This window comes from Ureibacillus sp. GCM10028918, assembly GCF_042666115.1.
GTDB lineage: Bacteria > Bacillota > Bacilli > Bacillales_A > Planococcaceae > Ureibacillus.
Window position 1 is genome coordinate 33975 of the sequence record NZ_JBHTFK010000012.1, and the last position, 12691, is coordinate 46665.

The 12691-nt window shown below is 34.0% G+C and carries 12 protein-coding genes and 1 pseudogene; 10 read left to right on the forward strand and 3 right to left on the reverse strand.

Annotated elements, in window-relative coordinates; all coding sequences use genetic code 11:
• Positions 1–32 precede the first annotated feature (32 nt).
• The 6 genes from ACFQU5_RS11945 to ACFQU5_RS11970 all read left to right on the forward strand — a co-directional run bounded on the left by ACFQU5_RS11945 (position 33) and on the right by ACFQU5_RS11970 (position 5751).
• Complete coding sequence (locus tag ACFQU5_RS11945) at positions 33–482, forward strand: tripartite tricarboxylate transporter TctB family protein (protein ID WP_390288034.1); 450 nt, start codon at positions 33–35, stop codon at positions 480–482.
• A 12-nt stretch (positions 483–494) separates the two neighbouring features.
• Complete coding sequence (locus ACFQU5_RS11950) at positions 495–2003, forward strand: tripartite tricarboxylate transporter permease (RefSeq protein ID WP_390288036.1); 1509 nt, start codon at positions 495–497, stop codon at positions 2001–2003.
• 26 nt (positions 2004–2029) lie between these two features.
• Positions 2030–2899, forward strand: a complete 870-nt coding sequence (locus tag ACFQU5_RS11955; RefSeq protein WP_390288038.1) for an NAD(P)-binding domain-containing protein — start codon at positions 2030–2032, stop codon at positions 2897–2899.
• A gap of 376 nt (positions 2900–3275) precedes the next feature.
• On the forward strand, positions 3276–3497 hold the full coding sequence (locus tag ACFQU5_RS11960) for a hypothetical protein (protein WP_390288040.1): 222 nt from the start codon (positions 3276–3278) through the stop codon (positions 3495–3497).
• Positions 3498–3842: 345 nt separating this feature from the next.
• Positions 3843–4874 (forward strand): serine hydrolase domain-containing protein, encoded by a 1032-nt coding sequence (locus ACFQU5_RS11965; RefSeq protein ID WP_390288042.1) that lies wholly within the window; start codon positions 3843–3845, stop codon positions 4872–4874.
• A gap of 196 nt (positions 4875–5070) precedes the next feature.
• On the forward strand, positions 5071–5751 hold the full coding sequence (locus ACFQU5_RS11970) for an aspartate/glutamate racemase family protein (protein ID WP_390288044.1): 681 nt from the start codon (positions 5071–5073) through the stop codon (positions 5749–5751).
• A gap of 156 nt (positions 5752–5907) precedes the next feature.
• On the opposite strand, the pseudogene ACFQU5_RS11975 reads toward ACFQU5_RS11970, so the two are convergent.
• Positions 5908–6826, reverse strand: a pseudogene (locus tag ACFQU5_RS11975) (IS110 family transposase); the annotation flags it as partial.
• A 412-nt stretch (positions 6827–7238) separates the two neighbouring features.
• On the opposite strand from ACFQU5_RS11975, the gene ACFQU5_RS11980 reads away from it, so the two are divergent.
• From ACFQU5_RS11980 to ACFQU5_RS11990, 3 genes are all read left to right on the forward strand, one after another.
• On the forward strand, positions 7239–7715 hold the full coding sequence (locus ACFQU5_RS11980; RefSeq protein ID WP_390288046.1) for a GNAT family N-acetyltransferase: 477 nt from the start codon (positions 7239–7241) through the stop codon (positions 7713–7715).
• Between the two features lie 223 nt (positions 7716–7938).
• Positions 7939–8898, forward strand: coding sequence for a helix-turn-helix transcriptional regulator (locus ACFQU5_RS11985; RefSeq protein ID WP_390288048.1), 960 nt, complete (start codon positions 7939–7941; stop codon positions 8896–8898).
• Between the two features lie 75 nt (positions 8899–8973).
• Positions 8974–9606 (forward strand): type 1 glutamine amidotransferase family protein, encoded by a 633-nt coding sequence (locus tag ACFQU5_RS11990; protein ID WP_390288050.1) that lies wholly within the window; start codon positions 8974–8976, stop codon positions 9604–9606.
• Positions 9607–10102: 496 nt separating this feature from the next.
• Here ACFQU5_RS11990 and pdxR read toward each other — a convergent pair whose 3' ends face one another.
• Positions 10103–11485, reverse strand: coding sequence for a MocR-like pyridoxine biosynthesis transcription factor PdxR (gene pdxR, locus ACFQU5_RS11995; protein WP_390288052.1), 1383 nt, complete (start codon positions 11483–11485; stop codon positions 10103–10105).
• Positions 11486–11629: 144 nt separating this feature from the next.
• On the opposite strand from pdxR, the gene ACFQU5_RS12000 reads away from it, so the two are divergent.
• Positions 11630–12247, forward strand: a complete 618-nt coding sequence (locus ACFQU5_RS12000; protein WP_390288054.1) for an FMN-binding negative transcriptional regulator — start codon at positions 11630–11632, stop codon at positions 12245–12247.
• 239 nt (positions 12248–12486) lie between these two features.
• Here ACFQU5_RS12000 and ACFQU5_RS12005 read toward each other — a convergent pair whose 3' ends face one another.
• Positions 12487–12690 (reverse strand): tautomerase family protein, encoded by a 204-nt coding sequence (locus ACFQU5_RS12005; protein ID WP_390288056.1) that lies wholly within the window; start codon positions 12688–12690, stop codon positions 12487–12489.
• Between the last annotated feature and the right edge of the window lies 1 nt (position 12691).

The following is a 12691-nucleotide window of genomic DNA, read 5'->3' on the forward strand; positions in this document are numbered from 1 at the left end:
CTTTATTATTCTCTTGCTAGGGGGGGATTTTATTGAAAAACTTAAATATTTATGTAGCACTGTTACTTCTAATCATTAGTGGAATCATTTATTGGCAGTCTTTATCGCTTCCTTATTACAGTGCTTATGGACCAGGTCCTGGCTTTTTACCTAGATGGACTAGCGGCATAATTATTATTCTATTAATAATTTGTTTCATTCAATCGATTCACAAAGATTTCATTTCGATAGTTGATGCCATGCCTAAAGGAGAAGGTTTAATCAACGTATTGGTTAGCTTCGTTGCTGTTATCGTGTTCATTATCATAATACCTTATGTTGGATTTAATGTGAGTAGCGTTATTATGTTAACTCTATTATTTTCTAGAGGTTTTAAGTTGTATAAGGCAGTAGGATTATCCTTTGTAGTGACATTCATTGTATTTTTTATTTTCGGTACATTATTGGGTGTGCCATTACCGGTAAACGAGTATGGTTGGTAAGGAGGGATTGACATGGATTCATTCCAATTTCTGATGGGTGGTTTTGCGGAAGCACTAACTTGGACTAACTTATTTTATTGTTTCATTGGCGTTACGTTTGGGATGTTTATTGGTGTATTACCTGGTTTAGGACCTACTGCGGGAACGGCCATCTTACTACCATTAACGTTTAGTTTAGAACCGATATCGGCCATCATTATGCTAGCAGGTATTTACTATGGTTCAATGTATGGTGGGACCATAACTTCTGTTTTAATTAACACACCAGGTGAAGCGGCATCACTTGTAACATGCTTTGACGGTCATCCATTAGCAAAGCAGGGACGAGCTGGTGTAGCGCTTGGGATTTCTGCGATTGGCTCTTTTATTGGTGGGTGTGTGGCCATTATTGGATTAATATTATTAGGACCTACCCTTTCAAAGTTTGCACTAAATTTTGGACCTCCCGAGTTTTTTGCGTTAGTTTTTATGGGGATGTCGTTATTGATTGGCTTAATGGGTAAGTCTTTAATTAAAGGTTTAATTGCGGCTTTATTTGGCTTAATGATTGCATTTATTGGGATCGATCAAAGTACGGGCATTATGCGTTTTACGTTTGGCCAAACCAATTTAGCTAGTGGAATCGATTTTATTTGCGTTGCGATGGGGCTATACGGATTATCTGAACTATTTATTAGCGCAGAGGAACGTATGGGTAAGAAGGCTGAACAACCGGCAAAAATAGAGCGTTTATTACCGAGAAAAGATGAGTGGAAGCCAACATTAAACTCAATTGGTCGTGGGAGTATATTAGGATTTTTAATAGGTCTGATTCCTGGTACGAATTCGGTTATTCCAACGGTCTTAAGTTATTCAATGGAGAAGAAAGTTGCAAAAGATCCTTCCCGTTTTGGTAAAGGTGCTTTAGAAGGAGTTGCAGGTCCAGAAACAGCTAATAATGCTTATAGTGGTGGGGCATTAATTCCACTATTTACGCTGGGTATTCCAAGTTCACCAACAATAGCCGTTCTTTTAGGGGCGCTGATCATGCACGGGTTAACACCAGGTCCGACTTTGTTCCAAAAAGAACCAGAATTTGTTTGGGCCATCATTGCAAGTTTATTTATCGGGAATGCTATTTTACTTTTATTAAATTTACCATTAGCAAACGTTTGGGCGAAAATTACAATGGTACCATTTAAAATTCTCTTTCCAGTCATCATGATGATTATTATCGTTGGAACGTATAGCTTGAATAACAGTTTATATGATGTAGGTATAATGTTTGTATTTGGAATTATTGGCTATTTACTAAAAAAAGTGGATATACCTTTAGCGCCTATTATTCTAGCTTTTGTACTAGGTAAAATATTAGAAAGTACATTAATTCAGTCTTTGACAATCTTTAATGGAAATATTTTAGGATTCTTCACACGCCCAATTTCAGGAACGATTCTAACTATCTCGATTATCGCCATCATTATTACCGCTTTACCTGTATTTAAGCGTAAAAATATCGTGAAAGAAGATGTCGAAATGTAACGGCTAAATGGAAGGGGATCATACACATGGATTACTCACAATCAATCGGAATCATTGGTTATGGAGAAGTTGGGAAAGTGTTTACGGAAGGGTTGAGACAAAATCAAGATTTGAAAATTCATGTTTACGATGTGTTAACTCAACAAGGACGTGAAGATATTCTAATGGATATTAAAAGACAAGGTGCAATACCAGAAATGTCAATACGTGATTTAGTACACGCAGCGGATACCATATTCGTATTAGTAAACAGTAGTGCAATATCAGATGTTATTGCATCAATTATTGAAGCAATGGAAAAACCTATCATAGTTATCGATTTTACGACTAGTTCACCACACACCAAACAGAATTGCAGTAATAGGTTGCAAAATGAACATTGCGAAGCCGTTTATATTGATGCTGCAATTATGGGTACTGTTGCAACAGAAGGGTTTCAAGTACCTATCCTATTTGCATCACACAATGAAGATGCTATGTCCACAATTAAAAATAATCTGCAAATGAATGTTAGTATATTAGTAGAGCAAGTAGGTACTGCTGCAAGTATTAAACTAATTCGAAGTGTCTTTATGAAAGGGTTAGAAGCATTAGTTTTAGAATCGATGACAGCAGCGAAAAAATATAATGTTGAAAATAATGTGCTGGAAAGTATTTCAACGACTTTGAATAATAATGATTTTAAACATTTTGCTGAAGCTTTAATTAAGACACATGTCATTCATAAAATGCGTCGTTATAAAGAAGTAATCGATAGTATGAAATTACTAGAAGATGCAAATATTGAACCCTATGTTTCAGAAGGGGTAAGAAGTTTTTTTGAATATTCGGTAAAAAAGGAAATCAGAAATACTGACTCTGTAGATGAGATATTAATGGCATATGGGGGAAAGTGATTTTTAGAAACAAGAGTCAGCTAGTTCTGCACCCAAAAAGATAGAGTGAAAATTTAACTTTTTGGGTGAACTTTTAGAAAAAGTACAAGAACTCCTTGTACACGAACATCATTGGTGGGTTATATGTGAGGTTAGAAACAAGGCTGATTAAACGCTTTTTGTCATTTGTCGAGGGATTTGGATTAACAATTTAAAGGCATTAATGATATTCAACAGTCGGGGGCGTTTATGTAGGAACGCGTCTTTTACTTTTAAAGAGCCACATTGTAGAGTACGTTATCATATACTCATGTAAAAAGTGATTGAAAATAAGTAGATTTAGCAATATTAATTAAAGCAATGATAAACGGGACATATAATTATTGGGGATATTTATATGAAAAAATTTTGGGGAGTGCTAGGTTTTTTTATTATAGCTTTATTCGGAATTTTGCTTAGCCTAATATCCAGTACTGATCTTGTTAATGGTGGACGTACAGGCCTAAAAACAGAGAAAATCGAAAAGAATATAGAAAAATTAAAACAGTTCTCATGGTTTGAAGAATTGTATGAAAATGAACAACATCATCGCTCTTTTTTTTGTAAGCTTAAAAGTTAGAAAATATTTAGAAAGTTCTATTCGTGTAAATCGACTTAAAAGTAGTAAGAGGGAACAAGAAAAATTTATTCAGTTATTAGAAGAAGTAGCTAAACTTCGTATAAAGAATAAGTAGAATAGTTATTCGACAATCGGGCGCAATTCTTGAATAGGAATTGTGCCTTTTTCAACAATAGAGCCAGATTGTGGAATAACAATTTTAAAGTAAAGTGGATAATGTGAAGGTTTACACTTAAATTATTGTCACAGATTAATAAATCATTACTTTTTCCAATTACATACAACAGAAAGTATGTTCGTGTTATAATACTATTAAAGCTGAGGCTGCTAGATAGAGGTGAGAGTGTGGAAAACATCAACATTCAAGAACGTATGAAGCATTATAATGTGCAAGGTTTAAGTATTACGTTAATTAATCATGGTCAAATAAGTGGTACAGAAAATTACGGCTTATTAGAGGTGGAAAGCGATAAGAACGTAAATGAGGATTCGATTTTTAGTGCTTGTTCAATTAGTAAGTTCCTAACGGGAATGCTTGTTATGAAACTAACGAATCAAGGACTACTTGATTTAGATGAGGATATAAACAATAGACTCGTTTCGTGGAAAGTACCTGAAAATGATTTTACGAAAAATAAAAGAGTAACATTACGAAATTTACTTAGTCATCAATCTGGAATAAAAGACCCTGAAAACAGTTTTGGCGAGCTTAAATCAATTTCAAGCTTGCCTTCGTTGGTTGAATTATTGGAGGGAAAAACCCCTTATTGTAAAGTTCCTGTTGAAGTGAATTACGAACCAGAGAGTGGGTTCAACTATTCTGATGCAGGTTATTGTATAATTCAGCAACTAATAGAAGATGTGACTGGAAAACCGTTTCATCGAGCGATGAAAGAACTTATATTTGAACCATTAAAAATGAGAAATAGTACATTGGATATGTCAATACCAGTTATAAATAGTGAAAAATTTTCTTGTGGTCATAACAAATATGGCAAATTAGTGGATGGAAAATACCCTTTATATCCTTACCCAGCATCTTCTGGACTTTGGACAACCTCGTTGGATCTAGCAAAATTGGTCATTGAATTAATGGATTCCGTAAAAGGAGAAAGTAAAATTGGTATTTCTTCAAACGCAATAAAGGACATGATAAGCCCACAAGGAGGAAAAGGTTGGGTTGGACTAGGTGTTTTTCTAGCAGGTTCTGAAAAAGAAATAGAGATTCAATCACTCGGTTGGGGAGTAGGTTTTCAATGTATGATGGTCGCGTTTCCGTATATAGAAAAAGGGGCAGTCATCATGACAAATGCTGAATTAGGTGTTCATCAGATGGAAGGGATTATAGGAGAATTATATAGGACTCTTATATCCTAAAAAGCGTTATTGAAGTAATAGTTGCTTTAGCTTAATAAACGATATTCAACAATCGTGCGCAATTCTGCAGTAAGAATTGTGCTTTTTCTATGAGTAAGGACCATTTAATGTAAGAAGAGGAAAGTCTTTTTCTTAATTTGAATAGACATTTGGATTTACATAGTGTTAGAATAATCAGAAATAAATTAGAGGTGGAATGGAATTGAGAAAAAGATTAGGATGCTTACACGCCCATTATTCGAATATTGAATACATAGAAAATGCATTTTCTACATTTAACATCGAATTAATACATTTTGTTGATCCAGCATTAATGTATCGAGTTACATTCGATGAAAATTACCAAGAATCAGATGCTCAAAATAAAGTTAAAGAGCAAATCGAATGGATTGCCCAATGTAATGTTGATGCTATTCTTATCACTTGCACTAACTATATTGCAATCTTACAGGAAGACCAACTCTCAATATCAGTGCCAATTATTAAAATTGATGAACCATTCTTTGAATTTATCTGTAGTATTCAGCAACCCCAGACAATTCTTTTTACAAATCCTGCAACAGTAGAAGGTACAATGGAACGCCTCAAACATTATGCTAATAACCAAAAAAAATCTTTAAACGTAGAGGTTATTGTTATAAACAATACTTTTGAATTGATAATGCAAGGACTAAAGGAAGAATACAATCAGGAAATTTCCAAGTTTTTAGAGCAAATCATTAATGATAAAAATAAAGTTATTTCCGTTGCCCAATTATCTATGGTTGATGCATCTCAGCAAGTTGAAGATAAGACATCTAAGACGATAATTAACCCCTTGAAAACATTAGTATCATCCATTGTTAATCAATTAGAGTTAGGGGAGAAAAATCAATGATCAATTGATTTTTCTTTTTCAACAAAACCAGCTAATAGTTGTCAATAATTTCCAATAAAAACAATAAAAAAATCATGTTATACTAAATTTGTGCATACCAAATAACCGTCCAAATTAGATTTGGAAAGTTCCGGGCCAATTGGTTAAACTGTTAAATCAAGCAAAGTCTTGGAAAGAAGTTTTGTTTTTTAATAGTGCATAAATCCAATGTAAGAGTTTGTTTGCACAAGCTATTACAGCTACTCTAAATGGTTTTCCTTCTTCTCGATTTCCCCAATTTCAGAAATAATCGTGGCAGCGATTTTTTCGCCGATACGGGAATTAATCGGATAATCTTCGATTCTTCAATACTTTTTACTAAAGCATCTATCTCATTTTCAAGCATGAATAGATGTTTTTTATATTCAAAAAGCATATTAATATACATTTCTAAGCTTAGGGCAAGACTAGAAAATAAAGCCTTCTGAAAAGGGTTTTGAGCTGCAGCAGTCATTAGCTTTTCAGCCTGTTTGTTTGCCCATTGTAGAGAACGAGAATTACAGAACTCTTTTATTTTAGTTGCTAATACTTCAATATTGGTTTTCAATATATCCTCTGAAGTAGGAAATGCATGTAGTATTTTCAAAGAAACATCCGAATATAAGTCTCCAAAAACATTACTATATCCAGGAAAACTTGATCTAAAACTGCCTGAAATTGTAGTTTGGTTTGTACAAACATGCCTGTAATATTATCGTGCTTTCTCGTAAGATGACGTAAGTTCGTAAGTTGGATGCCACGCTTTTTATAAGGCTCTAAATCCTCCTTATAATACAGCTCGCAGAGGTGATTGGCATCAATGATATCTGTTTTTACCTTTTCGCAAACTAGAACTTTTTGCTTTATAAGAGATCAGTGGGTTTACGATAATTATTAAAAAGCCTTTGTCCTCAAAATATTGAACAACTGGTGTGTGATAATGACCCGTTGATTCCATAACAAGAGGGGGGCGTTCTCCTGAAATATCTTCTACTTCCTTAATAAAATCTAATAAACTAGCTAACCCATCAAGATCATGTTTTACTTTGAAACTTTTCTTTTAGGGCTTGCCGGTAACCCCTAAATCCTCTTTGTAGTGTCATAGCTTCGCTTCTTATACGAGATCATTGTCCCAACCAGCCTCAAACATGTTTCTACAAGTAGGGGGCGAACTGTTTTGCGGACGGGGTCTTAGCCCCACGGGCGCGAACGTTCTACCCCGGCTACCGTTATCATATATCGATATAAAAAATGGTCAACCAGAAATATTTTCTGGCTGACCTTACAATACGATCGGGCGCGATTCTTCAATAAGAAGATCGCGTTTTACCGTTATAGGGCCAGATTGTTGAACATCACTAATAAAACATTTGGATATTTATGTTAAAATTCAAGTGAGATCGTGAAAAAATTTACTAAAACCAAACTGGAGGAAGTTCAAACAATTCTAAGTAAGTGAGGGATATTTTATGACTTCGTATAAAATTAAGAAATTAAATCCGGAAGAATATAATAAGTGTATTAATATTTGGGATATGGACAAGCACAAAAATATGGCGAAGATGTTTTATGAGGAATTAGTAAGCGGAAACAGAATTACCTTTATTTATTTAGAAAATAACGAGTTTATAGGAGAAGGTTCGTTAGTTTTTAAAAACAATGACCCAGATTATACTATTCCAAATAAACGGATTTACCTATCGCGTATGATAGTTAAAGAAGAATATCGCAATCGTGGAATAGGTGGCATTATTCTTGATTATTTAATTGATTATGCTGAACAACTTGGATATGAAGAAATAACACTTGGGGTCGATACAGATAACTTTAACGCAAGACATCTATATGAAAAGAAGGGATTTACTAACGTATTATTCATTGGTGAAGACGAACATGGTGAATATGTAAAACTCCTAAAAAATTTAAATAAAAGCAAAATGCAGTAACTCTTGATATTCAACAATCGGGCGCTTTTCTTGTAAAGTGCTTTATGAGGGCAGACTGGTTGAATAACGTAGTTGAGAATTATACTTAAACCTAACAACACATAAGCACCTAATTTAAGAGGATAGGTTAGATATAAATGATAAATACAGTAAAATTTATTACTTATTAAGGAAATTAACTTATATAATATAGATAGTAAATTCCATATAGAGGTAGATTTGTATGCCTAAAATAGACAATATATTAGCAATTCTTTGGATGCTTAGTTCAGGTGAAAAAATTACTGCTAAACAGATTTCAGAAAAACTAGAGATGAATATAAGGACTGTGTATCGTTATATTGATACACTTTCAACGAGTGGTGTACCTATAATTTCAGACACAGGACATAACGGTGGATACACTTTATTGAATAATTTTATTGAAGCACCTCTCTTTTTTGATTTTGAGGAGCAAACTTCATTATTTCATGCAGCAGTTTTTGCCGAAGATGCGGGATATTATGGAGGTGAAGCACTAAATAGGGCTATTTCAAAACTGAGCAAATATTCAAATCAAGAGCAGGAAGCAAAGATTAATCAACATTTTAATAGTCTTGAAGTAATAAGTCGATCTAGTTCTCTCTCTATAGCAGGTTTTTTGAACGAGTTAGAACTGTCCGTAGCTGACGGATACTCAGTAAAAATTCATTACGATAAGAGTGGCGAAAAACAATTAAAGTTTAGATTGGTCGATCCGTACAGAATTATCTATTGGAATAATAAGTGGTATGTGATTGGATTTTGTCATCTTAGGAATGAAATCCGTAGTTTTAGAGTAGATCGAATTGAAAGTCTAATGCCAACCGAAAATAAGTTTGAACAACCAGAAAATTTTTCAGCAAGTGACTTTTTTATGAAAAACCTCCTTCCTGCTATAGAAGATAAAGAAATTACCCCTTTTATTATTAATGGAGACTATAGGGCGTTGGAAGATATTTGCCAACATTGGTTTTTAGGTCACTATCTCCAAGAACGGAGTTCGGATCAAGCTGTTTTTCTTCTTGAAAAAGATATGCTTCATACATATATACCTTATTTGCTTTTACCGTATGGTAAATCTATTCAAGTTATTGAGCCCATAAGTCTAAAGAAAAGACTTGTCGAAGTGCTGTCTGAATTAATAAATTTTCATCAAAAATGAAAACTTCCCTGACGGTAGCTGTCAGGGAAGTTTTATTATGATAGTTTATATCAATTGTGATGGGAGTGTTATTGGATGCAAACAAAAAATATTTATTTATATGTATTTAATACAATGTCAGACTGGGAATATGGATATTTAATTGCAGAACTAAACACAGGAAGATATTTCAAAAGAGATATAACACCTTTAAGAGTAGTTACAGTAGGGGCTAATAAAGAAATGGTTAATACGATGGGGGGGCTGAGCATAAAACCAGATATTTCTGTTAATGAGTGTAAACTTGAGAGTAATGATCTTTTAATTTTACCAGGAGGGACTACTTGGAGAGAAGATATTCATCAACCGATATTGGAAAAAATTGGCGAAGCTTTACAGCTTGGCATTATTGTCGCTGCAATTTGTGGTGCAACTGAAGGCCTGGCAAATAGTGGATACCTAGATTTTAGAAAGCATACAAGCAATGATTTAGAGTATATTAAAATGGTTTGTCCTAATTATAAAGGAGAGAAATTTCATGAGATGGGACCTGCAGTATCAGATGCAAACTTGATTACTGCATCAGGAGTAGCGCCTCTGGAATTTGCGATGGAAGTACTAAAAAAATTAAATGTATTTTCACCAGCTACATTACATTCATGGTATAACCTATACAAGACTCATAAACCTGAATACTTCTTCCAGTTAATGAAATCAATATATAGATGAGCAGAAAAGTAACTTGGCGTTGATTTAATAGAACTGGTAACAATATCCCTTTTTAATCTTATTGTGCAACTGTGATTTTTTTTACTTATTATATGTTTATCTTATTCAACAATCGGGCGCAATTCTTGAGTAGAATTGCGCCTTTTACAACAATATGGACAGATTGTGGAGTAAAGCCGTATTGATAGAAGTAGGGTAAAGGAGATAAAATTTGATTGTTAGCACCTCAAATTATAGTGAAGAGGCTGGGACATAACCCGAAAACACCATTTTCCTAAAATAGAAAAAGGGTGTTTTCTTGATATAGCTAAAATTGATTTCCGTTGCGCCGGACGCGCATCCATGGCACGGCTCGAGCCTGTAGTCTCTCACACGTGCTATTCCCCCAGGAGTCGCCCCTCCACTCCAATCAATTTATATGTATCAAATTCTTAATATAGATTTTTCCGTCATTCAAAGAATTTTGTAATTCTGTCCCAGCCTCTTTAATAAAATCTTATATAGACCACGCTTTTTTCAAAAGCTCCACACCCAACTTTATTTCCTCACAAGTCAAATTACTAAATCCCAGTTTAATAATTGGTTCATCAGAAGTATTGTTTATGAAATATACGGAGGTAGGATAAGCTTTAACTCCATGTTTGGAAGCACAATCGATTAACCATTGTTCTGAACGGTTTAGTTTTACTTTAACTAGTATGTACAAACCAGATTGCTCCCCGATAATGCATATAGTTTGTTTAAATTGTTTTCTTAATTCAGAAACGATGCACTGCATTTTTCGCTTATAAACAAGACGCATCCGTTTAATATGGCGATTCCATTCTCCTTCTTCCATAAATTTAGCCATTGTAAGTTGACTAAGAAGAGAAGCGGTACTCTCAAAGCGAAGAAATTGATTTTTATAATGATTTAAAAGTAGCTGGGGTAGCACCATATAACTTAGACGGATTCCTGGAAGAAAGGACTTTGAAAAATTCCCTAGATATATGACTCTAGTTGAATCAATGGAAGCCAGAGCCGGAAAGGGTTGTTGTGTATAACGGAACTCACTATCATAATCGTCTTCGATAATATAGCCTTTTATCTTGTTAGCCCAATGAATAAGCATTTGTCTTTCTTGAATTGAAATACTTACACCTATTGGACTTTGATGGGAGGGGGTTACATAGATTAAGCGTGATTTTAATTGTTCTAATTTTGTAAAGTCAGTACCTGTCTCATAAACTGGTAAAACTTCAAGCATTAAACGATGGAATTGAAAAGCTTCCTTAGCTCCGTCATAACCTGGATCTTCTACGATAATGCTAGGAAAATCATTCTTCAAAATTTGTCCAAGATAAATCAACATTTGTTGAGTGCTACTACCGATGATAATTGCAGCTGGATCTGTTTTGACACCACGGGATTGAAGTAAATACATGGCGATTTGTTCACGTAAAGATTCTTCTCCAAAACGATGTCCGTATCTAAAACTTTCCGGTAGCGCTAAAACTTTATTTGCCATTCTTCTCCAAACTTTTAGTGGGAAATAGGGCTGATCTACTGCTCCTGCTCGGAAATCAACTAGAATTTTTTTATCCTGATCTGTGTCCGGTTTATTCTGAGAATATATAGTGTTTTGAATTAAAAGAGGTTCTAATTCATTTACATAATATCCTTTTCGTCCTTCACTACGGATATAGCCTTCTGCAACAAGTTGCTCATATGCACTAAGTGTCGTATTGCGACTTACTTGGAGAGAGTCTGCGAGTTGACGAATAGAAGGCAATAGATCATTAGCTGGAATATCACCTTTCTCAATTAATTTTTTAAATTGTTCGTAAATTTGTTTATATTTCGGAAGACCCTCTCTAAAAGCAAAAATTGTATTCTGCATTTCTAACCACCACACTGACATCTATATTTGTTTCTAATTGTACCTTTTTCGATGACAGATTGCATTGTAGACTATCTCATAAAGGTGCTTTAATTGTACCTGGTTGTTTAAACAAAGTTTTTTAAAAGAAGGAGGAGTTTAAGTATGTATATACCTAAACATTTCAGGGTAAATGAGGAAGAAAGTATCTATGATTCTATTGAAAAATACAGCTTTGCAACTTTATTTTCTCAGCACAATGGTGAACCATACGCTACCCATCTTCCACTCACACTTAATAGATTTGAAAATGTTTTATATGGTCATTTCGGTCGACAGAACGAACAGTGGAGGGATATTGAAAAACAACAAGTTCTTGTGGTTTTTCAAGGTCCACATTGTTATATTTCGCCGACTTGGTACGAGACATCTAAAGCAGTTCCAACTTGGAACTATGTGTCTATACATTTATATGGGGAAGTGGAGATTGTGGATAATCCAAACGTAATTTTCAATTCTTTAAATGACATGGTTAACAAGTATGAAAAAGCAGATAGCTCGTACAATTTGAAAGATGTAGATTCTAAATTTATCGAAGGAATGAGTAAAGGAATTGTAGCATTCAAAATAGACATAACAAAGATTGAAGCGAAAGCTAAATTAAGTCAAAATCACCCTATAGAACGTCAAGAATTAGTTATCAAACATCTAGAAAACACTTCTAATCAAGATAATCTACAAATTGCATCTCTTATGAAGAAAAATCTACAAAAATACAAATAAATACCTAATAATAATCTTCAACAATCGGGCGCAATTCTTTAATTGAATTGTGCCTGCCTTTTAAAGTAAACGGGCCATATTGTGGAATAATACTTTCATAATAAGTGAAACTTCGAACTAACATACTTAAACAAACTGTAGAACGGGTTACTTTATGTAGGTATATGAAAAGCAAAAAGAGAAGATAATAGAGAACTATTTCTTCCTTTTTGCTCCAATATTAGTTATTAAATTGAATGTTATTGCCCATTTTTTCTACGAACAGTTATTGATTCTCCACCAATTCCCCAATTATCAGTATTAACTTCTTCAATGACTACTACAGTTGTATTGGGATTTTTATCTAATACATCAACAAGTAATTGTGTTGCCCCTTTAATTAGTGCTGCTTTTTTTTCTGGTGTCACGTTTTCATTTGTAATTTTAATATTTACGTATGGCATA

Bases quoted from the DNA above. Each gene is read 5' to 3' on its own strand.
- ACFQU5_RS11960 (WP_390288040.1), top strand. From the start codon at position 3,276: ATGAAAAAATTTTGGGGAGTGCTAGGTTTTTTTATTATAGCTTTATTC.
- ACFQU5_RS12005 (WP_390288056.1), bottom strand. From the start codon at position 12,690: ATGCCATACGTAAATATTAAAATTACAAATGAAAACGTGACACCAGAA.
- pdxR (WP_390288052.1), bottom strand. From the start codon at position 11,485: ATGCAGAATACAATTTTTGCTTTTAGAGAGGGTCTTCCGAAATATAAA.
- ACFQU5_RS11980 (WP_390288046.1), top strand. From the start codon at position 7,239: ATGACTTCGTATAAAATTAAGAAATTAAATCCGGAAGAATATAATAAG.
- ACFQU5_RS11955 (WP_390288038.1), top strand. From the start codon at position 2,030: ATGGATTACTCACAATCAATCGGAATCATTGGTTATGGAGAAGTTGGG.
- ACFQU5_RS11985 (WP_390288048.1), top strand. From the start codon at position 7,939: ATGCCTAAAATAGACAATATATTAGCAATTCTTTGGATGCTTAGTTCA.
- ACFQU5_RS11950 (WP_390288036.1), top strand. From the start codon at position 495: ATGGATTCATTCCAATTTCTGATGGGTGGTTTTGCGGAAGCACTAACT.
- ACFQU5_RS11990 (WP_390288050.1), top strand. From the start codon at position 8,974: ATGCAAACAAAAAATATTTATTTATATGTATTTAATACAATGTCAGAC.
- ACFQU5_RS11970 (WP_390288044.1), top strand. From the start codon at position 5,071: ATGGAATTGAGAAAAAGATTAGGATGCTTACACGCCCATTATTCGAAT.
- ACFQU5_RS12000 (WP_390288054.1), top strand. From the start codon at position 11,630: ATGTATATACCTAAACATTTCAGGGTAAATGAGGAAGAAAGTATCTAT.